Here is a 21,394-nt window from a genome sequence, read left to right as displayed (position 1 = left end):
ATGAACACCATGAAGACCGACGATCAGCGCTATCTGGCGCGCGCCATCGAATTGTCCCGCGAGCACATGGACCGGGGAGCCGGCGGCCCGTTCGGCGCCGTGATCGTGCGCGACGGTAAGATCCTGGCCGAGGGCTGGAACCAGGTCACCTCCGCCAACGACCCGACGGCCCATGCCGAGGTCACGGCGATCCGCCGTGCGTGTCAGGAGATCGGTGACTACTCGCTCGAGGGCGCCACGCTCTATACGAGCTGCGAGCCGTGCCCCATGTGCCTCGCCTCCGCCTATTGGGCCAGGGTGAGCCGCATCGTCTTCGCCAATACCCGGCAGGATGCGGCCGACATCGGCTTCGACGACAGCCTGATCTATGACGAGATCCCCAAGTCCATCCCCGAGCGCATCCTGCCCATGGACCACCTTCCGAGCCTGGAGGCGCGGGCGGTGTTCGACGCCTGGGCGGACAAGGACGACAAGATCGCCTATTAATATCCCGCTGCGCTTCCTATCTGAGCTTCACCCGACACTCATCGAGATCTGCCCCATGCCCCGCGTCACCACCATCGTCCGCAAGCCCGCCGTGAAGGCCGACCGCGTCATCGATACGATCGCCCTGGACCACGAGGCGCGCAATCGCCGCCAGGGGAGCCTGCGGGCCGAGGGCGGGACCGAGATCCTGCTCGACCTCGACATGGAGACCACGGTCAACGACGGTGACGCCCTGCGGCTCGAGGACGGACGGCTGGTCCAGGTGAAGGCAGCGGCCGAACCGCTCTTGGAAGTGAAGGCCGAGAATCCCTTGCGTCTCACGCGGCTCGCCTGGCATCTCGGCAGCAGCCATGGCCTGGTCGAGGTCACGGCGGACGCCCTCTACGTCGAGAACGATCCGTCGGTCGCCGAGCTCGTGCGCGGGCAGGGCTGCACCGCGACCCCGGTGGAGCGCCCCTTCCGGCCGGAGCGCAGCGCCCATGTCTGCGATCACGACCACGGCCATCATCACCATCATGATCACGGCCACAGCCATGCCGAGAGCCACAGCCACGCTCATGCGCACAGCCACGACCATCACGATCATGGCCACGAGCACGATCATGACCATCATCACCATGACCACGGGCATCACCATGATCACGGCCCGGGCTGCGGATGCGGTGGGCATCACCACCATCATGGGCACAAGCACGATCACTGACCGCACCTGACGCTCCCCACGCCACGACCATGTCGAAGACCACCCGCGCGACCCAGGCGCTGCAGCAGGCCCGAGTCGCCTTCACGGTCCACGCCTACGACTACGACCCGAACGCGGAGCGCATCGGCCTGCAGGCGGCCGAGGCCATGGGGGCCGACCCGGCGAGCGTGCTCAAGACCTTGATGGTGCTGGTGGACAACCGGCCGGCCTGCGTGATCCTGCCCTCCGACCAGGAAGTGAACCTGAAGAAGCTCGCGGCCGCTCTCGGCGGCAAGGCGGCCCAGATGATGAAACCCGGGGATGCGGAGCGCATCACGGGCTACCATGTGGGCGGCATCAGCCCCTTCGGTCAGAAGAAGCGCGTGCCCACGGTGCTCGAACAATCGGCGCTCAACCACGCCGAGGTGTTCATGAACGGCGGCCAGAGGGGCCTGCAGGTCAAGCTGGATCCCCGCGCGGCGGCGGCGGTGCTCGACGCGAAGGTGGCCGGGGTGGTGTGAGGGTCTCCAACGCCGTCATGGCCGGGCTCGTCCCGGCCATCCCGATCCGGTGAAGCGCGGCGTTTCAAGCAAGCGCGATCACCGGCACAAGGCCGGTAGACAACCCCCTGTCGCGGTATCGGCTCGCGGCTATTTGCCTTGAGCGCTCCATCACCATATGAAAGGGCCGCTCCCCGAGATCCCGACCGATTGCTTTGCCGACAATGACGCAGAAATTTATCTCCGTGGCCCCCATGATGGACTGGACCGACCGACATTGCCGGGCGTTCCACCGCGTCCTGTCGCGGCGGACGCGGCTCTATACGGAGATGGTCACCACCGGGGCTGTCATTCACGGGCCGCGGGACCGGCTCCTGGGCTTTGATCCCTCGGAGCATCCGGTGGCTGTGCAGCTGGGCGGCTCCAGCCCGGAGGAGCTCGCGCAGGCCGCGGGGATCTGCGCCGATTTCGGCTATGACGAGATCAACCTCAATGTGGGCTGCCCGTCCGACCGGGTGCAGAACGGCCGCTTCGGCGCCTGTCTGATGCAGGAGCCCGAGCTGGTGGGCGAGTGCGTGGCCGCCATGAAGGCCGCCGTGTCCCTGCCGGTGACGGTGAAATGCCGGATCGGCGTCGACGATCAGGATCCGGAAGAGGCCCTGGACCGTCTCGCGGCCAGTGTCGTGTCCGCCGGCTGCGACGAGCTGACGGTCCATGCCCGCAAGGCCTGGCTCCAGGGGCTCTCGCCAAAGGAGAACCGGGACATCCCACCGCTCGACTACCCGCGCGTCTATCGCCTCAAGGCGTCCCGACCCGATCTGCCGGTCGCCATCAACGGCGGGATCAAGACCTGGGGCGAGATCCGCCAGCACCTGACGCAGGTGGACGGCGTCATGCTGGGCCGGGTCGCCTATCACGAGCCCGAGATCCTGCTCGGGGTCGACCGCGAGCTTCATGGCGAGGAGCCGCCGGTGGCGGACGGCTTCGAGGCCGTCGAAGCCTACGAGCCCTACATCGCGTCGCACCTCGAGAGGGGCGAGCGCCTGAGCAGCATCACCCGCCATATGCTGGGGCTCTTCACCGGACGTCCGGGAGCGCGGGCCTACCGGCGCCATCTGGCCACCGAGGCGGTCAAGCCGGGAGCCGGTCTCGCGACGCTCCGCGAGGCGGTCGCGCATGTCTCCCGTGCGACGGAGTGCCAAATTCCCGCCGACGCGGCCTAAAAGCCCCGGGCTGAATCCGGCACTTCTGCTGCCGCCCGCCGCTCACAAGGGTGATTCCCTAGAGGCAAATCGTCCAAATGGCTGAAAGATAATCGTATTTTCGCATCGGCGATCAAAATAGTAACATCGTTACTTTAAGGCGTGCCGTCGCTGTTGCGCCTATCCAGGGTTGGATCTGAGCCGAACTTCAACATGAAGTTTGACGCGCTGACAATCGATAATTGATTGTTCTGCCTCCAGGTTAACTCTGGATTGCAAAATGTTATTCCAATCCATTTCCTGCTTTACAATAACGTTATGACATTTATTGTTGTTCTTGAGAGTTAAGCAACTCTAGAGACTGTCTCTTGGGAAACTCTCATAAATCAGTGAAAAGGGGAATATTATGCTCGTTCAAATCTATCCTTCCTCTAAATATCCTTCTCTCTACCCTGCCGCACGCTACCCGGAACAGCTGCCGCGCTGAACCGATCGGGAGGCAGTTATACTTTCCAGATAACCAAATCCTAGTCACCAATACTCATTAAATGGAGAGAGGAGCCTCTTCTGGTTCGCGAAGGGGCTCCTTTTCTTAGTCTTCCTTCACCTGTCTGCAGCGCTCGCTCAAGTCTGGGGATCGGCCCGCATGAGGGTACCGGGGCGTCGCGCCGCTCCCGTGATGAAACGAGGTTCGCACAATAATGAGGGTGCCGCTACTGGCGTGGTCTTGTGCGCCGGTTCCTCGGATCGGTGATGCGCCGCCTTGAGTCGAGCGTGGCGGCCGGGCAAGGGGCACCGGAATCGTCTCGATGTCCCTAGTCGGAACGCTTCGGGGAGCGCAGTGCCTTCAGGCGCATCTGGCCCGACGCCCCGGTGCCGGACGTGCCGGGCGCCGTGCTGAGTCGTCCTCACGATGTCACGCGCCGATTTCAGCAACCTGTAGTCATAGGACTGCAACCGATAATATTTCGACGTTGAAGTTTGTCCGCGAAAACTTCGAAAATACAGGTTCGAGAGCCATGGCGAGCTTTACTGTAACAAAGTAACGACTATCTTGCCTCCCTGGGCAGGCACTACGGCCTGGTCACCCATCTGGAGGAAGAATGATTATGTCCCTTCGTTCGTGCGCGGCCGTTTTGGCCATCATCGCCGGTGTCGCGGCCACATCAGCCACACAGGCAGGTTTCGCTACAAACGGGCTCACCATCAACGGTCTGACGATCAACGGCAGGGCTGTCCGAGGAAGCGCGCTCGGCGTTCCGTCCGGCGGGAGCCGCGTGACGTCTGTGATCCTCCAGGACGGCTCCACGGTCGCTGTTCGCTGATGTCGTGTTCAACCTCCCTTGCGCGAGCGGGGAGGTCGATCCCGCCCGCATGCCGCCGCGTGTTCTCCGGGATGAACCGGCGCCAGCATGACCGGACGGACAGACGCGACTGCGAGCCGCGATGGCAGCCAGGCGGCCGCTCCCAGGGCCGCTATTCTGCCCGACGGCACCCGCCTCCTCGTCAAGTGAACGGATCCACGATTGAAAGCTCCTCCCGCGTGAAGCGGGGGAAGCATCGGCTCATGCGTCTGTTTTATCGCTTCGTGTTCCTGCTGTCTCTCGTCGCGGCTTCGGTCAGGCCCGCAGCTGCCCTCGAGGGGCATTTCCAGGCCAATGGGCTCGACCTCGTTCTCAGCCTCGACGACGGGCGCATCTTCAGAGGTCAGGCCCTCACCGGCATGATTCTGGTTCTCGGCACGGCCGCCGGCGACAGGGAGATCCGCATCGACGGCGTCGTCCACGAGGGGAAGGTCAGGGACCTTCCAGCCACGCTGTTCCGGATGTCGGTCAAGGACCGCGAGACCGGGATGTTCGAGGAGCTCTGCGAGCGCGACCCCAAGGGCGACCGCGTTGCCTTCGCCTATCCGGACGGCGCCGGCGGCTTTGCCCTCGCATGCACCAGCGGGGCCGAAGGCAAGTGCATCCTGTTCGGGTATTTTCCGTGGCAGAGCGATCCGGCCGTTCCCCTGCGCGATCTGCATCGCGCCTGCACGCACATGCTGCGCGCCGATTACGGCGGCGACGACCGGCCGAGCACCCGCGATGGCACGGCGGTCAACGTCTATGACCGTTTCGGCATTCAGACGCCGGACCACGCGCCCGGCATGGAGTTCGAGGCGGCCTGGGGGGCGGACGGGGCGATCTGCGTGTCGCATCCGCGCATCGCGGACAACATCGATCTGGACGAGTTGGCGCGACGCTACCCGCAGCTGCTCGGGCGTCTCGGCCCGCAGGCCTGCCATGAGCAAGCGATGCGCAGGGACCCGCGGGCGCTGCTCTTCAACGAGTCGATATTGACCTGGCGCACGCGGAAGTGACGGCCAGCGGATCGCCGTCGCGGCGGAACGATCAGTCCGGATCGTTCTGTGCGGCCTGCGCCCTGAGGATCAGCCGGTTGCCGCGCACCTCGTAGGAGCCCAGGCGCTCCAGGAACGTCATCCCGAGCAGGTTGGCGTGAAGCACGCCCGAGCGGGCGATCAGCGCGCGAACATTGCGCTCCGTGATCGAACCGACCGTCAGGCGCTCGATCACGACCGGGGCCGCGAGGGCTCCCCCGTTGGCCGTTGCGACCGGAATCGAATAATCGAGGCGGTCCAGCCTGAAGCCCGTGGCGGCCGCATCTTCGGCGCGCAGAACCACCGTGCTGGCGCCGGTGTCGAAGACGAAGCGGGTCTCGTGGCCGTTGACCTCGCCGCGCACCACGAAGCTGCCGTCGGTGCGGCGTGCCGCGACCACCTCGCCCTCGGGCGTGACGACGGTGCGGCCGACCGCGATGTCGCCGATGGCGCGGTCGATCACGGCCTGCAGTTCGCCGCGGGACGCATAGGTGACGAGCAGGGCGATCAGGATGCCGCCGCTGACGGCGACGGACTGCACGCCATAGGTCCAGTGGCGGGAAAAGCCCTCGACAATGGAGTCGGCCATGAGCAGGGACAGGCCGCCGAGGCCCAGCAGGCCGGCCGCTTCCAGGGCCGAGAACTCGCCGATCGGATCATCGCCGAACAATCCGACCAGAAGGGCCGCCAGGAGAAGAAGGAAGCCTGCCCCGCGAGTGCCCGGCATCACTGAGCCTTGTCGGATTGGGGCGCGAAGGGCGACTCGACCGCGAAGGCCTCGCGCATCCGGTCCGGCAGCGCCGCCATGATCTTCTGGCGCTCCTCTTCGGGGATGCGATACCAGCTCGCAATCTCGTCCCGCGTGCGGCCGCAGCCCTCGCACAGGCCCGTTTCGGGATCGATCATGCAGACGCGGATGCAGGGGCTGGAAACGCGGGTCATCACACCTTCATGTCGTCATGGCCGGAGAGCGGTCAAGAGGCCGATCAGCGCAGCGATCTCCGCGGCCTGCTGGGCGGCGCCCGCCACATCCCCCGTCTGTCCGCCGAGATGCCGCGATGCGAAGCGGGTGAGCGCGAGGCCCGACACCCCCGAGAGAACCAGCATGAGGGCGATGCCGACGGGTGGCAGGCCCGCGAGCGCCCCCAGGCCAACGGCGATCACGCCGGCGATTCCGGCCGCGAGCCAGAACGTCTCCCGCGCCGGCTGCCCGACCGCCCGGGACAGGCCGTCCAGGCGAGCCGGTGGAAGGAACACGATGGGCATCAGGCCCGCGGTCCGCGACAACGAGGCGACGATGAGAACCGCCGCCATGGCGGCCCCGCCGTCGGCCCGGGACGCGAGGGCGGCGAGGGCGCCGATTCGCAGGGCCAGGCTGAGGCACAGCGCCGAGGCGCCGAACGAGCCGATTCGGCTGTCCCGCATGATCTCCAGGCGTTTCTCGCGGGTCGGACCCCCGCAGCTGTCGGCCAGGTCGGCCAGTCCGTCCTCGTGGAGCGCTCCCGTGGTCGTCACCATGGCGGCCACCGAGAGCATCGCCGAGAGCCAGGGGCCGAGACCGGCGAGCAGGGCCAGGCCCAGCACAGCCGCCGGCAGGAGGCCGATCAGGAGGCCGGCGAGCGGGATCGCCCGCACGAGGCGCGGGAAGCTCGGAAGCGCATGGGCGTCCTGCTCCCAGGGCAGGGCCGGGACCGGAAGGCGGGAATAGAAGCGCACGCAATGGGCCAAGTCGACCGCGAGCGCCCGCCAGCCGCCCCCGTTCGCTGCTTCGCCCTGTTCAAATTGCTCCGACATGCTTCACCCCGCGTGCCTGGATCGTTATAGGTCACGCCTCGTCGCGTTCTGCAATGCCCCCCGGGCCGGAGCCCTCCATGTCTGATGCCGTGTCCTCACCTTTCGACGATATCCGCCGCCTGATCACGACCATGCCCGGTCCGGACGAAGCGGCCGTCGAGGCCGTGCGGCAGCGGGACGGGCAGCTCACCAAGCCGGCCGGGAGCCTGGGACGCCTCGAGCGGATCGCCGAGTGGCTCGCGGCCTGGCAGGCCAAGCCTTCGCCCAGCGTCGACCGGCCGCTCGTCTGCGTGTTCGCGGCGAGCCACGGGGTGACCGCCAAGGGCGTGTCGGCCTTTCCGTCCGAGGTGAATCGCCAGATGCTGGAGAACTTCGCGGCCGGCGGAGCGGCGATCAACCAGATCTGCGCGGCCTACGGCCTCGGCTTCAAGGTCTTCGATCTCGCCATCGACATGCCGACGGGCGACATCACCGAGGCCGACGCCATGGACGAGAAGGCCTGCGTGGCCACCATGGCGTTCGGCATGGAGGCGATTGCGGGCGGCACGGACCTTCTTGCCGTCGGTGAGATGGGCATCGGCAACACCACCGTGGCGGCCGCCATCTACACGGCGCTCTACGGCGGGCCTGCCGAGCACTGGGTCGGGCGCGGCACGGGCGTGGACGACGAGGGTTTCAAGCGCAAGATCGCGGCCGTCGAGGCGGCCATGGCCCATCACGGCGACCACCTGAAGGACCCGCTCGAGGTTCTGCGCCGGGTCGGCGGGCGCGAGATCGCCGCCATGTCGGGGGCCATCCTGGCGGCGCGCCTGCAGCGCATCCCGGTGGTGCTCGACGGCTACGTGGCGACGGCGGCAGCCGCCATTCTCCACGCGATCCATCCGTCGACCCTCGATCATTGCATCGCCGGCCATCTCAGCGCCGAGGGAGCGCACCAGGACGTGCTCACCCGTCTCGGCAAGGTTCCGCTTCTGGCGCTCGGCATGAGGCTCGGAGAGGGATCGGGCGCGGCGCTCGCCGCAGGCCTCGTGAAGGCCGCGGCCGCCGTGCACCGGGACATGGCCACCTTCGGGCAGGCAGGAGTTTCCGAGCGTCTGTCGTGAGGCGGTCCGGTCATCGCTCCAGGTCGAGCGGAATCGCCTCCGTGCTCGTCGCGCTGGTGCTCGCCGGCGGGGCTGGGCTCGTGCTGAAGCCGAGTGGGCGCTCCCTCGAGGGCAGGGCACAGGTCACCGACGGAGACACGATCCGCATCGGCGAGTCGCGCATCCGCCTCAAGGGCATCGACGCCCCCGAGATGGAGCAGCGCTGCTCCCGTGCCGGCCGCTCCTATGCCTGCGGCGAGACGGCCCGCCGGGTGCTGATCGACCTCGTGTCGGGCGAGACCGTGCGCTGCCGCGCCACCGGACGGGACCGCTACCAGCGCGTCCTCGCCCGCTGCACGGTGAACGGCCGCGACATCGGCGCCCGCATGGTGGAGGGCGGCTGGGCAGTCTCCTACGGGCGCGATTACGAGCCCGAGGAAACCCGCGCCCGCAGCCGCTCCGCCGGTCTGTGGGAGGGCGATTTCGAGCGTCCGCAGGCTTGGCGCCGGGAGAACATGTAGGCTGGCTGTGAAACATTCCGATGCCCCGGCAGGGCCCTGCTGAGACGTTTCGCCCGATGCCTGCGCTCTCACGAGTCCGGGCCGCGAAACCCATGTCTCAGGGATGAATCCCTCTCCAGCATTTGACGATCTCGCCGGGCAGCTGCGAGCCTGCCGGATCTGCCGCGATGCGCCGCGCTACGGAACGGCCCTGCCGCACGAGCCGCGGCCGATCATCCAGGGCAGCGCGACGGCCCGTCTGTGCATCGCCAGCCAGGCGCCCGGGACCCGGGCCCATGCGAGCGGCATCCCATTCGACGACCGGTCGGGCACGCGGCTGCGCGACTGGCTCGGGGTCGACAGGGCGACGTTCTACGACGCCTCCAAGGTCGCCATCGTGCCCATGGGTTCATGCTTTCCCGGACAGGATGCCAAGGGCGGCGACCTGGGCCCGCGCCGGGAATGCGCCGAAGCATGGCGCCGGCCGCTCTTCGAAGCGCTTCCCGGTCTCGACCTGGTCCTTCTGATCGGCCAGTACGCCCAGGCTTGGCATCTGGGCGATGGCTCCAGGGACGGTCTGACCCAGACCGTCCGACGCTGGCGGGAGATCCTCAGCCAGCCGCAGAAGCCCCGCACCCTGCCGCTGCCGCACCCCTCCTGGCGCAACAACGGCTGGCTCAAGACGAATGCCTGGTTCGAGGCCGAGCTTCTGCCGGTGCTCAGAGCCGAGGTCCGGCGGATGCTTCCTGAGAGATGATATTCACATGAAAAATGAATAAGAGCTCTCAATAGAAATTCTTAAAAATACATGACGAGTTAGTACGAATATTTTGGAACATTAAGGTAAATGGGACGTTACCAAAGTATCGATTAGGTATTTTCATGTCGTTTGTCGCTGATAATCATAGAAGTTCCATCTTCGCCGGGCGTCCGATGCGGGAGATCCAAGCCAAATGGGATCGCCTGTCCATGTCGGATCTCGCGCAGATCAAGACAAAGGCGCAGCTGATAGCCCGCGTGCAGGAGCAATATGGACTGCCTCACGAAGTGGCGGTCCGGGATGTCGAGATCTGGAATCTCGACCGTCGCTTCTGATCGATACGACGCGCCGAAGGACCGCAGGGGCAAATCCCCGTTCATGCATGGCGGCCTGCATGGACATCACGAAGGAGTTGCCATCATGAGAGCTCACCATTTCGCCGTCGGAGACCACGTGCTCTATACGGAGCGCCGGTTTCCTCATCTCGTCTGCAAGCAGCCCTACACGATCGTCGGATGCCTGGATTCACGGCGTTTCGAGCCGCAGTATCAGATCCGATCCGAGACCCGGCTTTATGATTGCGTGGCTGGCGAAGACGAACTCAGCCGCGGCGGATCGCCGATGAGCGCCTTCCGCAACGGGGAGGTTCCGGACTTCCTTGACGGCACCGGCACGACCGAGCCGGCGAATCTCAATCTCGTTCCCTGGACGAGCCTGCCCCGCAGGGCCCGGCACAAGAACGAAGAGGTCTGTGCATTGAGACATCGGCAGGCATGATCAAGCGCGGATCCCGCCTGAGGGCGAGTGGCCCGACGTCCCTGGTTGTGGCGGGTCTCGCGGTCATTTTCTGCTTCGGCCTTTTCACCATGATCCTTCTCTGAACGCCGGGGCCGCTATCGGGGCGCGTCCGGCGGACACCGGCGATCTGCCGTCGATCCGATCGTCCTTAGTCGGAACGCGACTTTTCCGGGTTCTCCGCCTCAAGATCCGTTCTATGTTCTAGCTTGAGGATCAGGAGCCCGATGCATGAGCCCAACCACCCTGCGCTGCACCGTCGACGGATCGGTCGCGACGATCACGCTCGCGCGGCCCGAGAGGATGAACGCGTTCAACGCCGCCATGCATGCGGACCTGCGCGATGCGCTGGATCGGTGCGAGCGGGACGAGGCCGTGCGCGTGGTGGTGCTGACCGGGGAGGGGCGGGCCTTCTCCTCCGGCCAGGATCTCACCGTCGACCTGAAGCGCGACGATCAGGGCCGCATCGATCTCGGCCCCGCGCTCGCCCGCGACTACAACCCGCTGGTGCTCCGGCTCGCCAACTACCCGAAGCCCACCATCGCGGCCCTGAACGGCCCGGCGGTCGGAGCCTCCATGAACATCGCGCTCGCCTGCGACATCGTCGTGGCGGCACGCTCGGCCTATCTGCAGGAGGCCTTCGCGCGGATCGGCCTGATCCCGGACGCGGGCGGTACCTGGATCCTGCCGCGCCTCGTCGGCCCCAAGCAGGCGCTCGCTCTCATGCTGAGCGCCGAGGCGGTTCCGGCCGAGGAGGCCCGGCGCATGGGCCTCGTCTACAAGGTGTTCGACGACGCGTCCTTCGCGGTCGACGTGGCGGCCTTCGCGGCGCGGTTGGCCGAGGGCCCGGGGCTCGCCTACCGCCTCACCAAGCGGGCGGTGGCGGAAAGCCTCGCCAACAGCCTGGAGACGCAGCTCGACCTCGAAGCCAGGCTCCAGAGCGAGGCCGGATCGAGCGAGGACTTCATGGAAGGCGTCGCGGCCTTCCGCGAGAAGCGGACACCCCGGTTCGAGGGACGATAAGGAGATCAGCCCGATGCGCCCCACCTACTGGATTCTTGGCCTCGCCACCCTGAGCATCGTGATCGGGCTGTTCATGTCGCGGGATCCCGAAAGGGCCGAGCGGCTCAACCAGATGTACCGGGACGCGGCTCTGACGGGCGAGACGCGCCAGATGGTGATCGTGGGCCTTGCGGTCGCGATCGGGGCCTTCGTGGTCTACCTGACCATGACCCGGCGGTAATGATCGAGCACGTCCGCCCCCTTGCTGACCCTGCACGTCATCAACCGCTCTGTGCCGGTGATCCCGATTAAGGAAAAACGCTGCGCTCCACACGATCGGGACCGCCGGGACTGGCCCGGCCTCAATGGACAGGATAGCGTTTCGAAACCGATTCTGCCGTTCCGCTTTGTTCACGGGCCATTCAACTGATCTGACCTTATCTGTTCGCAAAGGCCCGCGCGGCGGGTGAAAGGGTGAATGAACCGTGTCTCGTCTGAAACGTGCTATCGTTATTGTCGGTTTGACCCTGGCGGCCTTGGGCGGGCCGGCATCGGCGGCGTTCGCGCAGGATCGCCTTGCCCTGGTGATCGGGCAGGGCGCCTACACGGGGCGCTCGCTCGCGACCGCGATCAATGACGCCGGGCTTGTCGCCCAGACCCTCACCAGCGCGGGATTCGAGGTGATCCAGGGGCGCGATCTCGGCGCCAACGACCTGCGCAGCCTCGTTCGCGACTTCCTCGACAAGGCCCAGGATCTGGAGCCCGGTTCCACCGTGGTGGTGTATCTTGCCGGCCACGGGGTCCAGCTCGAAGGCGAGAACTATCTCGTCCCCGTCGATGCCCGCATCGAGCGCGACGTGGACGTGCCGATCGAGGGCTTTCGCCTGTCCGATCTCGTCCGCTCCCTCGAGCGCAGCCCTGCTCAGGCGCGGATCGTCGTGGCCGACATGGCGCGGGATTACCCGCTCGCCGCCGCGGGCGAACCGATCGCCAGGGGCCTCGCCCTGATGGAGCCGCCCGCCGGCTTCCTGATGGCCTATTCCTCAGCCCCGAACATCACCGCCGTCGACGGCCAGGGACCCTACGGGCCATATGCGACCGCGCTGGCCGAGATGATCCGCCAGCCGGGCATGCCGCTCGACGAGGTTTTCGCCCGCACGCGGCTTCGCACGCACGAGGCGACGAACGGCGTGCAGATCCCCTGGCATTCGGCCAATCTCGGGCAGGCCTCCTTCGTGTTCTTCGAGCAGGCGGAAGCCGCGGCGCCGCCCCTGGTGCGCGAGGTGCGCCGGATCGAGGAGGTGCCCGCCGAGGAGGCCTATGCCATCGCGGTCGAGCGCGACACGATCCAGGATTACCAGGCGTTTCTTCGCCGCTACCCGGATCATCGTCTGGCCCGCCGCGTGACCGCGCTTCTGGCCGCCCGCCGCGAAGCCCTCGTGTGGCGCCGGACCCTGGCGAGCAACACGCGTGAGGCATACTGGACCTATCTGCGCCGCTATCCGAACGGCCCGCACGCGCCGGACAGCCGGCGCCGGCTCGCGCGCCTGTCCGCACCCTACGCTCCGCCGGCCGCCTTCGAGGAGGTGGTCTATGACGACCTGCCTCCACCCTTGCCCGAGGTGGAGCGGGTCGAGGTGGTCGAGGTCGTGACCATCATCCGCGATGTGCCGCCGCCTCGGGTGCCCGTCTATCTCCTGCCGCCGCCCGACGAGGACGAGGATTTCGTGACCATCATCCGCGAGCCCCCGCCGCCGCCGGTGATGGCCGGAATCCTGCCGATCCCGATGGCGATCCCGGTGCCCGTGCGGGCCCGCCCGCCGCGGTCGTTCTACCAGCCGATCGCACCGGTGACTCCGCGGGGTCCCGTCGCCATTCCCGTGGCCGCTCCGCCGGTTCTCGGTGCCCTCATGGGCGCCGAGGGTGGCCCCCGCCCGCGTCGAGGCCTGCGTCCCGAGCAGCCGGTCGTCCCGCGCCAGCCCGGGCTCGCCGCACCGATCCAGCCGATCCCGGCTTCGGTGGATCGCAGGGGACCACGCGAGGACAGGGGTGCCCGCCCCGGAGAGGCGCCACGCGCCGGTCCGGTCCGTCTTCCCACGCGCCCGATCCCGCTCGCGGACGTCCCGCGGGAGCGGCTGCGTCCGGAGCGGTTCGACGCGGGCGAGCCGCCGCGCCCGGACGGGCCGCGCGGCCTGCGTCCCGCCGCGCGCGACCCCGAGCCCCGCCGGCTCCGCCCCGAGGCGCCCGTTCGGGATGCGGCCCGGCCCGGCGACCCGCGGACCGACAGGGGCGAGATCCTGCCGCGCCAGCCTCGTCCCGAGCGGCCGCGGCCCGACAGTGAGCGGGAACGGCCGGGATGGGGCGACCTCGACCGCCCGGCACCGCGCATCAGGCCCGAGCAGGGCGCTCCCGCGGCCGTTCGTCCGGCGGATGGGCTTCCGCCCCCGGAGGAGCGCCATTACCGCGGGACCGACCGCCCTCGTCAGCCTGTCGAGCGCGAGCGGCCTGCCACGATGGAGAGACCGGACCGCGAGCGTCCTTCGCGGCGCATAGCACCCCAGTTCGAGCGCCCGGACGCGCCGACGGTTCAGCCGAGGCCGGTCCCGCGGATGGAAGTGCCGCGGGAGGAGCGGGCCTTCCGCGAGATGCAGCGCCCACCGGCCCAGCCGCGTCCGGGCCGCGGCGATGACCAGCCCGCTCGGATCCGGCCCACCCCCGGGCCGTCGGGCGGGCGCCCGAGCGGAAACGGCTCGGAATGGTGCCGACCTGGGTATCCTTGCGCCGAACGACTCCGCTGAAACGAAAAGCGCCGGAACCGCGAGGCTCCGGCGCTTCTGTTTCAGCTTCCTGAAGGCAAAGGTTTACTTGCCAAGCCGGGCGATCAGGCTCGACGTGTCCCAGCGCTTCCCGCCCATCTTCTGTACGTCGGCGTAAAACTGGTCGACGAGGGCCGTGACCGGAAGGCTCGCGCCGTTCTTGCGGGCTTCCCCCAGAACGATCGACAGGTCCTTGCGCATCCAGTCGACGGCGAACCCGAAATCGAACTTGCCCTGGTTCATGGTCTTGCCGCGGTTCTCCATCTGCCAGGAGCCGGCCGCGCCCTTGGAGATCACCTCGAGGACCGCCTCGATGTCGAGGCCAGCCTTCTGGCCGAAATGGATGCCTTCTGCCAGCCCCTGCACGAGGCCCGCGATGCAGATCTGGTTGATCATCTTGGTGAGCTGGCCGGCGCCCGCTTCGCCCAGGAGGCGGGATGCGCGGGCAAAGCTCATGATCACCGGCTCGGCCTTCGCGTAGACGTCTGCGTCGCCCCCGCACATGACCGTGAGGACGCCGTTTTCCGCCCCGGCCTGACCGCCCGAGACAGGCGCGTCGATGAAGGAGAAGCCCTTCTCCTTGGCGGCGGCATGGAGTTCGCGGGCGACCTCCGCCGAGGCCGTGGTGTGATCGACGAAGACGGTGCCCTGGCCCATGCCGTGGAAGGCGCCATCGGGGCCGAGCGTCACCTCGCGCAGGTCGTCGTCGTTGCCCACGCAGGCGAACACGATCTCCTGTCCCTCCGCGGCCTCGCGCGGCGTCCTGGCGGCGCGCCCGCCGTTCTCGGACACCCATTGCTCGGCCTTCGCCGCCGTGCGGTTGTAGACCGTCACCTCATGGCCCTTGGCCTTGAGGTGACGCGCCATGGGATAGCCCATCACGCCAAGTCCGAGGAATGCAACCTTCGCCATCGTGTGCTCCCTGAATGCTTCGCCGGTTCTAGCGCATCGCGCGCAAAAGTGGACCCGGTTTTTCCACGATCCCCGGTGCGGACAGCAACGGGGAGGCCGGTGCCGCCCTCGCACGTCATCACCGGGCTTGTCCCGGTGATCCCGATCGGATGAGCGTGGCGCTTCAAACAATCGGGATGGCCGGCACAAGGCCGGCCATGACGTGAGAGGGTGTCAGTGAGGCCGCAGGATGGCCGGCACGGGGCCGGCCATGACGGAGGAGACGGATCCCGCGCCGCTACTTGATGTCGAAGGAAAAATACTTGGCGCTGATCCGGTCGTAGGTTCCGTCCGCCTTCACCTGCGCGATGGCCCGGTTGAACTGGTCGCGCAGGGATTCGTCCTCCTTGCGCAGGCCGATGCCGTAGGCCTCGCGCTTGTAGGCGGGCTCCGCGGGCGCGTCCCCGATGATGTGGCAGCAGGCGCCCTCGCGGCTCTCCAGGAATTTCGAGAGGAGCAGTTCGTCCGCGAAGACGGCGTCGATGCGGCCGACGAGGAGGTCGAGATTGGCCTCTTCCGCCTTGGCGAAGAGCACGATCTCGGAATCTTTGTAGAAGGTCCTGAGATAGGTTTCGTGATCGGTGCGCTCGATGGTGCCGATCCTCTTGCCCGCCATGGCGGCCGGCGTGACCTCGCCGGGAGCCGTCTCCTTGGAGCCGATGAACACCGCCGGGATGCGGTAGTACGGATCGGAGAAGGCGATCCGCTTCTGCCGCCGCTCGGTGATCTCGAGCGACGACATGACCGCATCGTATTCGTGGGTTACGAGACCCTTGATGATGCCGTCCCAGGCATGGGGCACCAGCTCGCACGTGGCGTTCATGGCGTCGCAGAGGCTCTTGAGAAGATCGACCTCGAAGCCCTGCAGCTCGTTGTTGGCATCGATGAAGTTGAAGGGCGGATAGGCGCCCTCGACGGCCACGCGGATCACGGGCTTCTGTGCCGGGGCAGCGTCCTGCGCCAGACAGGCCTGCCCCCCGATCGCGACGAGCAGGCCGGCGAGAACCGCCAGTCGCCGCCCGAACATCCCGATTCTCTGACTCATGGAAACGCGCTCAGCCCCCTGTCACGCTCATGTGGCGGGAGAGGGCCGGGCGGGCGTGGCGCCGGTCGATGATGAAATCGTGCCCCTTCGGCTTGCGGGCGATGGCCTCGACGATGGCCCGATCGAGCAGCTCGTTGCTCTCGGAGGCGCGAACCGGCGCCCGCAGGTCGGCCGCGTCCTCCTGGCCGAGGCACATGAAGAGCTGGCCCGTGCAGGTCAGGCGCACCCGGTTGCAGCTCTCGCAGAAATTGTGGGTCAGCGGCGTGATGAAGCCGAGCCGTCCGCCCGTCTCCTTCACCCGCACATAGCGCGCCGGTCCGCCGGTGCGGTCGGCGAGATCCTCCAGCTCGTAGCGCGCGGCGAGGCGCGCGCGCACCTGGGAGAGGGGCAGGAACTGGTCGATGCGCTGCCCGTCGATCTCGCCCAGCGGCATCACCTCGATCAGGGTCAGGTCCATGCCGCGCCCGTGGGCCCATGCGAGCAGGGATTCGATCTCGTCCTCGTTCACGCCCTTGAGCGCGACGGTGTTGATCTTCACCTTCAGGCCGGCGTTCTGCGCGGCATCGAGCCCCTGGAGCACCTTGGTGAGGTCGCCCCAGCGGGTGATGGCGCGAAACTTGTCGGGGTCGAGGGTGTCGATCGACACGTTGACCCGCTTGACCCCGCAGGCGGCGAGGTCCCTCGCATGGCGGGCGAGCTGCGAGCCGTTGGTGGTGACCGTGAGTTCGTCGAGCGCGCCCGAGTCCAGATGGCGCGACAGGGATCCGAACAGGGTCATGATGTCCCGCCGCACCAGGGGCTCGCCTCCGGTGATCCGCAGCTTGCGCACGCCCCTGTCGACGAAGGCCGAGCAGATCCGGTCGAGCTCTTCCAGGGTCAGCAGGTCGCGCTTGGGCAGGAAGGCCATGTCCTCGGACATGCAATAGACGCAGCGGAAATCGCAACGATCCGTCACTGAGACGCGCAGATAGGTGATCGCCCGGGCAAACGGGTCCAGAAGGGACCGGCCGGTCTTGCTGGAAGTCTCGGGATGAGCCGGGAAGGCCCCCATGGCGGAGAAATCCTCGTTCGCGCGAACGCTTGCCTTCGATTTGACGATCAAGCACTTAGCACATCGTGCGGAAAAGGGGATTCTCATTTCCGCGCAGATAGTGGGCTCATCGAAGATGGGGGCATCGGGTGGATCCCGACAAGGGCATACCCGGTTCTCGCGTCCGCGAGCCCGGCGTGAGACCGAAAATCAGGAAAGGGACGGGCCATGACATCCGAGCGCTGGCCGACGGAACTCCGCCTCGCCAAGGACAGGCGCAGCCTGCGGGTCGCTTTCGACGACGGCACAGCCTTCGACCTGCCGGCAGAGTATCTGCGGGTGACGAGCCCCTCGGCCGAGGTCCAGGGGCACAGCCCGGCAGAACGCAAGACGGTGCCGGGCAAAAGGGAGGTCGCCATTCTGGCCGTGGAGCCTGTCGGCAACTACGCCGTCAAGCTCGTGTTCGACGACATGCACGATACAGGGATCTACGGCTGGGACTTCCTCTACCGGCTCGGGGCCGAGCGGGGGGAGAAATGGCAGGCCTATCTCGACGAGCTCGCCGCCAAAGGATTGTCGCGGGATCGCGTAAGGTGACAAGAAAGGCGGATCTCTCCGGACCGTCATCACCGGGATTGTCCCGGTGATCTCGATTGCTCGAAACGGCGCGCTCGTCCGCTCGAGATGACCGGCACGAGGCCGGCCATGACGGGAACGGTGATACCTCAGCGCTGGACGACGACCCGGGCGCCCACCTTGGCGCGGTTGTAGAGATCCGTCACATCCTCGTTGGTCATGCGGATGCAGCCCGAGGAGACGGCCTCGCCGATGGTCTCCGGCTCGTTCGAGCCGTGAATGCGGTAGATCGTGCTGCCGATATACATGGCGCGGGCGCCGAGCGGATTGTCCGGGCCGCCCTTCATGTAACGGGGCAGATCGGGACGCCGCTTGAGCATGGCCGCCGGCGGACGCCAATCCGGCCATTCGCGCTTCATGGTGATCGAGTGGGTGCCGGCCCATGTGAAGCCCGGACGGCCGACGCCGATGCCGTAGCGCAGGGCCTGGCCGTTGCCGAGGACGAAGTACAGGCGACGTTCGCTCGTGGAGACCACGATCGTGCCGGGAGCATAGCGTCCGTCGAAGGACACGACCTCGCGGGGAACCGGCGAGGCCTGCGCCTTCAGGGCCTCCTCGGTGCTGTAGAGGGGCTGGCGGGTCAGAGGATCGAATGCTGTAAATGCCGCAGCCGGCGTCGCAACGGCGACGAAGGCGCCGACGAGCCCGGACAGAGCAGCGCGAGTGCGTCCCATTTTTGCCTCGGATAAAACACGGTTGATGGCAGGTCCTGCATGTCGATAACGCAACAGCCCCGCTTCGGATCCAAGCTTTATCAAGGTTTTGCTATAAAATCCTAGTGCCGAGATGCCCCAATCCAGCCACATCGTAAGCGGCAGGTTAAAGTCACGGTGCCACAATTCATGGATCGAAATACTTCGCCGGCAGCGTGCTTCTTTGGCTTGACGCAGGGGGTTGTGCGCCTTTAGAAGGCCCTTGTCAGGGCGCGTAGCTCAGCGGGAGAGCATTCGCTTCACACGCGAAGGGTCACAGGTTCAATCCCTGTCGCGCCCACCATTCCTTCCTGACAAGCCAAGCTTCACATTGTCGTGTGCGACGGGTCGCACGCGATCCATGCGGCACATCACGCGGCCATGGGTCTCAGAACGGCTCGCACGGCGGCGAACAGGCCGTCGAAATGGTCGATGACGAGGTCGGGTCCCAACTCGCGAACCGGCACGTCGGTATAGCCGAAGGGGACCGCCACCACCGGGATGCCCGCGTTCTTGGCCGTCACGATGTCGGTCCGCGAATCGCCGACCATCACGGCCCTGCCCGGGTCTCCCCCGGCCCGCTCGATGGTGAGCGTCAGGTGGCGCGGATCGGGCTTGAAGTAGGGAAAGGTGTCGCGGCCGCAATTGGCCGCGAAGCGGTGGCCGATGCCGAGCGCGTCGAGCAGTTTGACCGAATGCTCCTCGACCTTGTTGGTGCACACTGCCAGGATGAAGCCGGCCTCCTCCAGCCGATCCAGGGCCGCTTCCACGCCAGGATACAGTTTGGTGCGGACGCAGATGTTCTGCCCGTAATGGACCATGAACTGGCGGAACAGCTCATCGAGCCGGGAGGGCGCCAGCTCCTTGCCGGCAGCCTCGAAGCCGCGCTCGATCAGGGCTCGGGCGCCTGCGCCGATCATGTCGCGCGCCTGCGCCACGGGCAGGGCGGCGAGTCCCTCCCGTTCGAGGATCACGTTCAGGGTCCCGACGAGGTCGCCGGCCGTGTCTGCCAGGGTTCCATCGAGATCGAAGACCGCGATGGGCGAGACGATGTGCGGGGTATCGATGGCCATGAAGGTCGGCTACCTGCTGGAGGCAAGGGAATCAAGCCTTGGGATGATATGGTGCCTATGGTTGATTCGTTCTTACCGGATGGAGTGTTGAATGCGGTTCCTTGGTTCCGCGGCGTTGATTTTGGCTGTCCTGGCGCCGGGAGGTCTTGTCGGCCCCGCCCTGGCGGCCTCCTATGATTTCGTGCCTGCACCTCAGACTGACCTGAACAGGATTTATAGGATCGATCGGATCACCGGCGAGGTGAGCTCCTGTCAATATGGGCTGCAGGAAGGCACCGTCGGGGTCACCCTCTGCTATAGCGCCGGCGAGGGCGCTGGAGCCCAGGCCCCCGGTGAATACGGTCTGGTCGCCTCCCGGCACGAGCGGGAAGGGGGCGTTTTCCGGGTCAATTACCGGACCGGCCAGATGAGCATCTGCTACGTTTTCGACGAGCGGGTGGTCTGCACGCCTCAGATGACGCCATCGCCGGCCGCCTCGACGGCAGCGCCGACGGGGGCCACCCCGAGCGTCGGACCGGGCACCGGGGCCTCGCCGCAGCGTCCATGAGGTTCTCCATGAGCTTCATGGACGCTTTGGAGGCTCTGGCGGGGGCTCCGCGGTCGGCTCAAGATGAAACGTTCTTTCTTCCTGCCGTCCTGACATGCTAGAGGCGAGCGAAAGGCCAACTGCAAGCCAGGGCGGACGCAATCTCAGAGGATTTCAGTGAGCGACAATCTCAAGCGCGCTGCGGCCGAGAGGGCTGCCGAGCTCGTCACCGACGGCATGAGGCTGGGCCTCGGCACCGGTTCGACGGCCGCCCATTTCGTCGCGGCCATCGGCGAGCGGGTCCGGGGCGGCCTCAAGGTGGTGGGCGTTCCCACCTCCGAGGCGACCCGTGACCAAGCGCAGCGCGAAGGCATTCCCCTGTCGACACTCGACGAGACCCCGGATCTCGATCTGACGGTCGATGGAGCCGACGAGCTCGACGACGATCTGCGGCTCATCAAGGGCGGCGGCGGCGCGCTCCTGCGCGAGAAGATCGTCGCGTCCGCGAGCCAGCGGATGATCGTCATCGCCGACGGGTCGAAGCACGTCACCAAGCTCGGTCGATTTCCCCTGCCCATCGAAGTCGTGCCCTTCGGCCTTACGGCCACCGAGCGGGCCATCGTCCGGCTTTTGGACAGCCTCGGCATGAGCGGTGAGCTGCAACTGCGGCACGCGCCCGACGGGGCCGCCTATGTGACGGATGGGGGTCACTTCATTCTCGACGCGCATCTCGGGCGCATCGACAAGCCGAACGTGCTCGCCTCGACGCTGAACAACATTCCCGGCGTCGTGGAGCACGGTCTTTTCCTGGGCCTTGCCACCGGGGCGATCCTCGCAACGGGCGACAGGCTCGTCGAACTCGGTCAGCTCTGACCCTAAGCCATGACGATTGGAGCCACTTCTATGATCCGCACCGCCTCCCGCCTGGCCGCGACCTCCGTCGCGCTGTTCCTGCTCGCCAGCCCGGCTTTCGCCCAGGCCCAGCCGAGCGCGAGCCACCTCGCCGTCGCCCGCGAGGTCGCCATGAGCTCGGGCATGACCCGCTCGTTCGACGCCATGTCCGAGCCGTTTCTCGTGCAGCTGCAGCAGATGAACGTCACCCGTCCCGAGATCAAGCAGGATCTGGAGCAGGTCGTGGCCATCATCCGGCCGGAGCTCGAGCAGCAGAAGCAGAAGATGCTCGACAACGCCGCGCGGGCCTTCGCGCTGCGCCTGTCCGAGTCCGAGCTGAAGGACATCGCGGCCTTCTACAAGTCGCCGGCCGGGGCCAAATACGTGCAGGTCCAGCCGGGCGTCCTCGACGACATCGTGCGGGATCTCGCGGCCTGGACGCAGCAGACCTCCCAGTTCATCATGACCCGCGCCCGCGAGGAAATGGGCAAGCGCGGCCACCAGCTGAACTGAGCTAGGCTGCACCCCGACATGAAAAAGGCCCGGGAAAC

The 21,394-nt window shown here is 66.8% G+C and carries 26 protein-coding genes and 1 tRNA gene; 19 read left to right on the top strand and 8 right to left on the bottom strand.

What is annotated here, in order from left to right:
- From HPT29_RS17030 to HPT29_RS17005, 6 genes are all read left to right on the top strand, one after another.
- The gene (locus HPT29_RS17030) at positions 1-486 is read left to right on the top strand and encodes a nucleoside deaminase (protein WP_247654710.1); all 486 of its coding nucleotides are present in this window, start codon (positions 1-3) and stop codon (positions 484-486) included.
- Between the two features lie 55 nt (positions 487-541).
- Complete coding sequence (locus tag HPT29_RS17025; RefSeq protein ID WP_173945520.1) at positions 542-1,189, top strand: urease accessory protein UreE; 648 nt, start codon at positions 542-544, stop codon at positions 1,187-1,189.
- 29 nt (positions 1,190-1,218) lie between these two features.
- The gene (ybaK, locus tag HPT29_RS17020) at positions 1,219-1,689 is read left to right on the top strand and encodes a Cys-tRNA(Pro) deacylase (RefSeq protein WP_173945519.1); all 471 of its coding nucleotides are present in this window, start codon (positions 1,219-1,221) and stop codon (positions 1,687-1,689) included.
- A gap of 203 nt (positions 1,690-1,892) precedes the next feature.
- Positions 1,893-2,891 carry a tRNA dihydrouridine(20/20a) synthase DusA gene (gene dusA, locus HPT29_RS17015; protein ID WP_173945518.1) on the top strand — a complete coding sequence of 333 codons (999 nt, stop codon included), beginning with the start codon at positions 1,893-1,895 and terminating at the stop codon, positions 2,889-2,891.
- Positions 2,892-3,979: 1,088 nt separating this feature from the next.
- A complete protein-coding gene (locus tag HPT29_RS17010; RefSeq protein ID WP_173945517.1) occupies positions 3,980-4,195 on the top strand; it encodes a hypothetical protein in 216 nt (71 codons plus the stop codon).
- A 242-nt stretch (positions 4,196-4,437) separates the two neighbouring features.
- Positions 4,438-5,232 carry an ADYC domain-containing protein gene (locus tag HPT29_RS17005; RefSeq protein WP_173945516.1) on the top strand — a complete coding sequence of 265 codons (795 nt, stop codon included), beginning with the start codon at positions 4,438-4,440 and terminating at the stop codon, positions 5,230-5,232.
- Between the two features lie 31 nt (positions 5,233-5,263).
- Here HPT29_RS17005 and HPT29_RS17000 read toward each other — a convergent pair whose 3' ends face one another.
- Genes HPT29_RS17000 through cobS form a run of 3 tightly spaced genes read right to left on the bottom strand, consistent with a single transcriptional unit; the run spans position 5,264 to position 7,044 of the window.
- Positions 5,264-5,977 carry a retropepsin-like aspartic protease family protein gene (locus tag HPT29_RS17000; RefSeq protein ID WP_173945515.1) on the bottom strand — a complete coding sequence of 238 codons (714 nt, stop codon included), beginning with the start codon at positions 5,975-5,977 and terminating at the stop codon, positions 5,264-5,266.
- Positions 5,977-6,192 carry a DUF1289 domain-containing protein gene (locus tag HPT29_RS16995; protein ID WP_173945514.1) on the bottom strand — a complete coding sequence of 72 codons (216 nt, stop codon included), beginning with the start codon at positions 6,190-6,192 and terminating at the stop codon, positions 5,977-5,979. Before HPT29_RS16995 ends, HPT29_RS17000 begins: the two co-directional genes overlap by 1 nt.
- A gap of 15 nt (positions 6,193-6,207) precedes the next feature.
- A complete protein-coding gene (cobS, locus tag HPT29_RS16990) occupies positions 6,208-7,044 on the bottom strand; it encodes an adenosylcobinamide-GDP ribazoletransferase (protein WP_173945513.1) in 837 nt (278 codons plus the stop codon).
- Between the two features lie 77 nt (positions 7,045-7,121).
- Here cobS and cobT point away from each other — a divergent pair, with 77 nt between their 5' ends.
- From cobT to HPT29_RS16950, 8 genes are all read left to right on the top strand, one after another.
- Positions 7,122-8,147, top strand: a complete 1,026-nt coding sequence (cobT, locus tag HPT29_RS16985) for a nicotinate-nucleotide--dimethylbenzimidazole phosphoribosyltransferase (protein ID WP_173945512.1) — start codon at positions 7,122-7,124, stop codon at positions 8,145-8,147.
- Entirely contained in the window at positions 8,144-8,647 is a 504-nt protein-coding gene (locus tag HPT29_RS16980) for a thermonuclease family protein (protein WP_173945511.1), read from the top strand. Before cobT ends, HPT29_RS16980 begins: the two co-directional genes overlap by 4 nt.
- 103 nt (positions 8,648-8,750) lie before the next feature.
- Positions 8,751-9,383, top strand: a complete 633-nt coding sequence (locus HPT29_RS16975; protein ID WP_173945510.1) for a uracil-DNA glycosylase family protein — start codon at positions 8,751-8,753, stop codon at positions 9,381-9,383.
- A gap of 176 nt (positions 9,384-9,559) precedes the next feature.
- The gene (locus HPT29_RS16970) at positions 9,560-9,721 is read left to right on the top strand and encodes a CsbD family protein (RefSeq protein ID WP_173945509.1); all 162 of its coding nucleotides are present in this window, start codon (positions 9,560-9,562) and stop codon (positions 9,719-9,721) included.
- A gap of 85 nt (positions 9,722-9,806) precedes the next feature.
- The gene (locus HPT29_RS16965) at positions 9,807-10,163 is read left to right on the top strand and encodes a hypothetical protein (RefSeq protein ID WP_173945508.1); all 357 of its coding nucleotides are present in this window, start codon (positions 9,807-9,809) and stop codon (positions 10,161-10,163) included.
- A 249-nt stretch (positions 10,164-10,412) separates the two neighbouring features.
- Entirely contained in the window at positions 10,413-11,204 is a 792-nt protein-coding gene (locus HPT29_RS16960) for an enoyl-CoA hydratase-related protein (RefSeq protein WP_173945507.1), read from the top strand.
- A 13-nt stretch (positions 11,205-11,217) separates the two neighbouring features.
- Entirely contained in the window at positions 11,218-11,424 is a 207-nt protein-coding gene (locus HPT29_RS16955) for a hypothetical protein (protein WP_173945506.1), read from the top strand.
- 244 nt (positions 11,425-11,668) lie between these two features.
- A complete protein-coding gene (locus HPT29_RS16950) occupies positions 11,669-13,981 on the top strand; it encodes a caspase family protein (protein ID WP_173945505.1) in 2,313 nt (770 codons plus the stop codon).
- A 63-nt stretch (positions 13,982-14,044) separates the two neighbouring features.
- Here HPT29_RS16950 and HPT29_RS16945 read toward each other — a convergent pair whose 3' ends face one another.
- From HPT29_RS16945 to moaA, 3 genes are all read right to left on the bottom strand, one after another.
- Complete coding sequence (locus tag HPT29_RS16945) at positions 14,045-14,911, bottom strand: NAD(P)-dependent oxidoreductase (RefSeq protein ID WP_173945504.1); 867 nt, start codon at positions 14,909-14,911, stop codon at positions 14,045-14,047.
- A gap of 277 nt (positions 14,912-15,188) precedes the next feature.
- On the bottom strand, positions 15,189-15,995 hold the full coding sequence (locus HPT29_RS16940) for an ABC transporter substrate-binding protein (protein WP_173945503.1): 807 nt from the start codon (positions 15,993-15,995) through the stop codon (positions 15,189-15,191).
- A gap of 10 nt (positions 15,996-16,005) precedes the next feature.
- A complete protein-coding gene (gene moaA / locus HPT29_RS16935) occupies positions 16,006-17,046 on the bottom strand; it encodes a GTP 3',8-cyclase MoaA (RefSeq protein WP_259060740.1) in 1,041 nt (346 codons plus the stop codon).
- Positions 17,047-17,253: 207 nt separating this feature from the next.
- Between moaA and HPT29_RS16930 the strand changes: the two genes are divergently transcribed.
- Complete coding sequence (locus tag HPT29_RS16930; RefSeq protein ID WP_173949213.1) at positions 17,254-17,622, top strand: gamma-butyrobetaine hydroxylase family protein; 369 nt, start codon at positions 17,254-17,256, stop codon at positions 17,620-17,622.
- 128 nt (positions 17,623-17,750) lie between these two features.
- Here HPT29_RS16930 and HPT29_RS16925 read toward each other — a convergent pair whose 3' ends face one another.
- Positions 17,751-18,335: a L,D-transpeptidase gene (locus HPT29_RS16925; RefSeq protein WP_173949214.1), complete on the bottom strand. Its 585-nt coding sequence runs from the start codon at positions 18,333-18,335 to the stop codon at positions 17,751-17,753.
- Positions 18,336-18,582: 247 nt separating this feature from the next.
- On the opposite strand from HPT29_RS16925, the gene HPT29_RS16920 reads away from it, so the two are divergent.
- A tRNA-Val gene (locus HPT29_RS16920) sits at positions 18,583-18,657 on the top strand.
- Between the two features lie 67 nt (positions 18,658-18,724).
- Here the strand turns inward: HPT29_RS16920 and HPT29_RS16915 are convergent.
- On the bottom strand, positions 18,725-19,426 hold the full coding sequence (locus HPT29_RS16915; protein ID WP_173949215.1) for an HAD family hydrolase: 702 nt from the start codon (positions 19,424-19,426) through the stop codon (positions 18,725-18,727).
- Between the two features lie 91 nt (positions 19,427-19,517).
- On the opposite strand from HPT29_RS16915, the gene HPT29_RS16910 reads away from it, so the two are divergent.
- The 3 genes from HPT29_RS16910 (at position 19,518) to HPT29_RS16900 (ending at position 21,356) form a co-directional block, all read left to right on the top strand.
- Positions 19,518-19,973, top strand: coding sequence for a hypothetical protein (locus tag HPT29_RS16910; RefSeq protein ID WP_173949216.1), 456 nt, complete (start codon positions 19,518-19,520; stop codon positions 19,971-19,973).
- A 216-nt stretch (positions 19,974-20,189) separates the two neighbouring features.
- Complete coding sequence (gene rpiA, locus HPT29_RS16905; RefSeq protein WP_247654717.1) at positions 20,190-20,825, top strand: ribose-5-phosphate isomerase RpiA; 636 nt, start codon at positions 20,190-20,192, stop codon at positions 20,823-20,825.
- A gap of 30 nt (positions 20,826-20,855) precedes the next feature.
- Entirely contained in the window at positions 20,856-21,356 is a 501-nt protein-coding gene (locus tag HPT29_RS16900) for a DUF2059 domain-containing protein (RefSeq protein WP_173949218.1), read from the top strand.
- Positions 21,357-21,394: the final 38 nt, after the last annotated feature.

Origin of the sequence: Microvirga terrae, from assembly GCF_013307435.2 — a bacterium.
Taxonomy (GTDB): Bacteria; Pseudomonadota; Alphaproteobacteria; order Rhizobiales; family Beijerinckiaceae; genus Microvirga; species Microvirga terrae.
Note: the sequence above shows the minus strand (reverse complement) of the source record. Positions and strands in the feature narration are given on the sequence as shown.

Bases quoted from the DNA above. Each gene is read 5' to 3' on its own strand.
- HPT29_RS17030 (WP_247654710.1), top strand. From the start codon at position 1: ATGAACACCATGAAGACCGACGATCAGCGCTATCTGGCGCGCGCCATC.
- HPT29_RS17025 (WP_173945520.1), top strand. From the start codon at position 542: ATGCCCCGCGTCACCACCATCGTCCGCAAGCCCGCCGTGAAGGCCGAC.
- ybaK (WP_173945519.1), top strand. From the start codon at position 1,219: ATGTCGAAGACCACCCGCGCGACCCAGGCGCTGCAGCAGGCCCGAGTC.
- dusA (WP_173945518.1), top strand. From the start codon at position 1,893: ATGACGCAGAAATTTATCTCCGTGGCCCCCATGATGGACTGGACCGAC.
- HPT29_RS17010 (WP_173945517.1), top strand. From the start codon at position 3,980: ATGTCCCTTCGTTCGTGCGCGGCCGTTTTGGCCATCATCGCCGGTGTC.
- HPT29_RS17005 (WP_173945516.1), top strand. From the start codon at position 4,438: ATGCGTCTGTTTTATCGCTTCGTGTTCCTGCTGTCTCTCGTCGCGGCT.
- HPT29_RS17000 (WP_173945515.1), bottom strand. From the start codon at position 5,977: ATGCCGGGCACTCGCGGGGCAGGCTTCCTTCTTCTCCTGGCGGCCCTT.
- HPT29_RS16995 (WP_173945514.1), bottom strand. From the start codon at position 6,192: ATGACCCGCGTTTCCAGCCCCTGCATCCGCGTCTGCATGATCGATCCC.
- cobS (WP_173945513.1), bottom strand. From the start codon at position 7,044: ATGTCGGAGCAATTTGAACAGGGCGAAGCAGCGAACGGGGGCGGCTGG.
- cobT (WP_173945512.1), top strand. From the start codon at position 7,122: ATGTCTGATGCCGTGTCCTCACCTTTCGACGATATCCGCCGCCTGATC.
- HPT29_RS16975 (WP_173945510.1), top strand. From the start codon at position 8,751: ATGAATCCCTCTCCAGCATTTGACGATCTCGCCGGGCAGCTGCGAGCC.
- HPT29_RS16970 (WP_173945509.1), top strand. From the start codon at position 9,560: ATGCGGGAGATCCAAGCCAAATGGGATCGCCTGTCCATGTCGGATCTC.
- HPT29_RS16965 (WP_173945508.1), top strand. From the start codon at position 9,807: ATGAGAGCTCACCATTTCGCCGTCGGAGACCACGTGCTCTATACGGAG.
- HPT29_RS16960 (WP_173945507.1), top strand. From the start codon at position 10,413: ATGAGCCCAACCACCCTGCGCTGCACCGTCGACGGATCGGTCGCGACG.
- HPT29_RS16955 (WP_173945506.1), top strand. From the start codon at position 11,218: ATGCGCCCCACCTACTGGATTCTTGGCCTCGCCACCCTGAGCATCGTG.
- HPT29_RS16945 (WP_173945504.1), bottom strand. From the start codon at position 14,911: ATGGCGAAGGTTGCATTCCTCGGACTTGGCGTGATGGGCTATCCCATG.
- HPT29_RS16940 (WP_173945503.1), bottom strand. From the start codon at position 15,995: ATGAGTCAGAGAATCGGGATGTTCGGGCGGCGACTGGCGGTTCTCGCC.
- moaA (WP_259060740.1), bottom strand. From the start codon at position 17,046: ATGGGGGCCTTCCCGGCTCATCCCGAGACTTCCAGCAAGACCGGCCGG.
- HPT29_RS16930 (WP_173949213.1), top strand. From the start codon at position 17,254: ATGACATCCGAGCGCTGGCCGACGGAACTCCGCCTCGCCAAGGACAGG.
- HPT29_RS16925 (WP_173949214.1), bottom strand. From the start codon at position 18,335: ATGGGACGCACTCGCGCTGCTCTGTCCGGGCTCGTCGGCGCCTTCGTC.
- HPT29_RS16915 (WP_173949215.1), bottom strand. From the start codon at position 19,426: ATGGCCATCGATACCCCGCACATCGTCTCGCCCATCGCGGTCTTCGAT.
- HPT29_RS16910 (WP_173949216.1), top strand. From the start codon at position 19,518: ATGCGGTTCCTTGGTTCCGCGGCGTTGATTTTGGCTGTCCTGGCGCCG.
- rpiA (WP_247654717.1), top strand. From the start codon at position 20,190: ATGAGGCTGGGCCTCGGCACCGGTTCGACGGCCGCCCATTTCGTCGCG.
- HPT29_RS16900 (WP_173949218.1), top strand. From the start codon at position 20,856: ATGATCCGCACCGCCTCCCGCCTGGCCGCGACCTCCGTCGCGCTGTTC.